Origin of the sequence: Nocardia sp. NPDC051929, assembly GCF_044548645.1 — a bacterium.
Lineage (GTDB): Bacteria > Actinomycetota > Actinomycetes > Mycobacteriales > Mycobacteriaceae > Nocardia > Nocardia sichangensis.
In genome coordinates this window covers 1-2,515 of record NZ_JBIUCG010000063.1, presented here as the reverse complement: position 1 = coordinate 2,515, position 2,515 = coordinate 1, and the positions used below count along the sequence as shown (strand labels likewise).

The following is a 2,515-nucleotide window of genomic DNA, read 5'->3' as shown; positions in this document are numbered from 1 at the left end:
GGAACGGGTGGCAGCGCCGACAACATCCCAGGGGGATCGAACGCGAATCCCGCGGATGTCTATCGGTACCTCATATCGAAATATGGACTCACGCCCGCGCAAGCAGCGGGGATCGTGGGTAACCTGCAGGTCGAGTCCGGTTTCAATACCAGCGCGTACAACTCGCGCGAAGGCGCCATCGGTCTTTGCCAGTGGCGGGGTGGGCGACGACAGGCTCTGGAGCGGTTCGCGGCCGCCCAAGGAAAGCCGGTCACCGACTGGAAGGTCCAGATCGATTACATGATGGCCGAATTGCGCAGCAATGAATCCACTGCGTACGGATATCTCCGAGCCGCGCAGACGCCTGCCTACGCGGCGGCGGTCTTCGATCAGTATTACGAAAGAAGTTCCGGTGACGCGAGAGGACAGCGCATCGCCTACGCGAACAGCATCGCGTCGGCGATGCGCAACGTCGCCGTTTGATTGCCGTCCGGCCTCGGGCACGTTACTCGGTGCACCTGGCACCGAGGCGCCTCGCTGCCTCGCATGGGGCCCGTGGTCGGCTACCGCTGTCGCCCGGACGCGGGTCACCTGGTGTTCCCGCACCCGGGAACACGTCGGTCGAGACTCCGGGAGATATTCGGGTTAAGCTGCGCATGCGCTTTGGGGCGAATGCTGGGAAGAGTTTCTCGGAGTCGGTGAGCCGACAGCGAGCAAGGCGGCACTAGTCCGCCGAATCGGCGCGAATCGCAACACTTGTTGCCGCGTTGGCTGCGAACCTCTCCGGACTTCGGCATGCACTGAACGTGTCCGGTGACCGCCGGTGCGGGTACCGGAGCGTCCGGCGGAAGGTGAATCATGGTTGCCTCTGTGGTCACCGTGCGTAGCGGCCGGGCGCATCGGGGGATCTGATGGTGCCGAATCGCACTCCACCCGAACTGGATCCCGACGAAACCGGCGATGCTCGCGACGTACGTGCGAGCGCCACCACCTCCGCGCCGCGCCGATCCGCCAAGTCCGCGGCGCGCGGCACTCCCACGCCGATCCCGCGGCCACAAGCAGGTGCACCGGCCACAGCGGCGCCGGTCGGCGCGGCGGCTCAGGGGAGGGCGCAGAGCACGCCGGCGGTATCGGAAACAACCTCCACCACATCGGGTTCGACTCCTGTCGCGCGCTCGGACGCACTCGGCATGGCAGGCTCGTCCACGCCCATGGCGGCCGCGGCGATGGGCGCGCTGGCCACCATCGCGGCCCAATACGGTGATGGTCCTCCGACCGCGGTGACGGGACAGCAGTACGCGCCGCCAGATCTGGGCGCCGCACCGCCCAGCGGACCCGTCGTGTGGGACGGCGCCCTCGGCTCTCAGTACGCCGCGAGCAATCAGAATCGCGCCCGCCACGGTGATGCGACGCAGACGATGAACGCCGAACTGGAACGCATCCTCGGTGGTGCCGTCGACAGCACCACGCAGGGACGCGCCGCGATCGGAGCGATCATCGCCGAGGTGAACACCGCCTTGACCGCGCTCGGCAGTATCCAGGATGCGAATGCGAGTAGGCAATTGGTGATCTCCACCTTGGACACCGCCTTGCAGCGCGCGGGAAGTGTGCTCGGTCAGGGGCAGGCCGCGGCAGTCCTCACCGCCGATCGGGTAGCGGCCCTGGCCGACCGCTACCTGAGCGAGTCGCGTCCCGCGCAGCCGCGCAGACCCCGCCGCACTTCGCACTCCGGCATGCGAGGGCCGAGCGGCGGTCCGCCACGCACACGCCCGTCGGGGCAGCAGGGCCAATGGATCGATGAAGCGCTGCAAGTGTTGCGCCAGAACGGCTACGACACGCGCCAGATCGATCCGGCCGACATCGCGGCGATCATCCAGCACGAGTCCGGCGGCAATCCGAACGCCATCAATCTCTGGGACAGCAACGCCGCGGCCGGTATACCGTCGAAAGGTCTGATGCAGACCATCGATCCGACGTTCAACGCGTATTCGCTTCCGGGGCATCGTGATATCTGGAATCCGGTGGACAATATCGTCGCGGGCGTTCGCTATGCCATCGAGCGTTACGGGTCGGTCAGTAATGTGCCCGGAATCGTGCAGATGCGTGGTGGCGGTTCGTACGTGGGGTACTGACGCGTCGAGCGAAAGCGGCGGGAAAGTCAGGCCCAGCGTGCGGCCGCGTAGCTGCTGGGTAGTTTCCGGTACTGGACGTGGCCACCGGTATGCGGAGCTTCGACGCACATACCGTTGCCGATGTACATGATGACGTGGCCGGGATTATTCGCTCCCTTGAAGGATTCGGACGGGAAGATGAGGTCGCCGGGCTTGATATCCCTGGGATTCACCTTGGGCAACTGGCGATACTGATCCGCCGCGACTCGCGGGATTCGAACACCGGCGGCGGCCGCCGCGTATTGCATCAGGCCTGAGCAGTCGAAGGCGTTCGGCCCTTCCGCGCCGTAGATGTAGGGATCGCCGAGCTGAGCGAGTGCGACCTGGATAGCCTTCGCGGCTGCTCCGGTCGCGCCGTTGCCGTT

At 66.1% G+C, this 2,515-nt stretch carries 3 protein-coding genes; 2 read left to right on the top strand and 1 reads right to left on the bottom strand.

Annotated features, from left to right (window positions below):
* Nucleotides 1–462, top strand: a 462-nt coding sequence (locus tag ACIHAX_RS37735; RefSeq protein WP_364439997.1) for a phage tail tip lysozyme, incomplete at its 5' end; no start/stop codon positions are given.
* 707 nt (nucleotides 463–1,169) lie between these two features.
* The gene (locus ACIHAX_RS37730; RefSeq protein WP_364439999.1) at nucleotides 1,170–2,111 is read left to right on the top strand and encodes a transglycosylase SLT domain-containing protein; all 942 of its coding nucleotides are present in this window, start codon (nucleotides 1,170–1,172) and stop codon (nucleotides 2,109–2,111) included.
* 26 nt (nucleotides 2,112–2,137) lie between these two features.
* Here the strand turns inward: ACIHAX_RS37730 and ACIHAX_RS37725 are convergent.
* On the bottom strand, nucleotides 2,138–2,515 hold a 378-nt coding region (locus tag ACIHAX_RS37725; protein WP_364440001.1), incomplete at its 5' end, for a C40 family peptidase.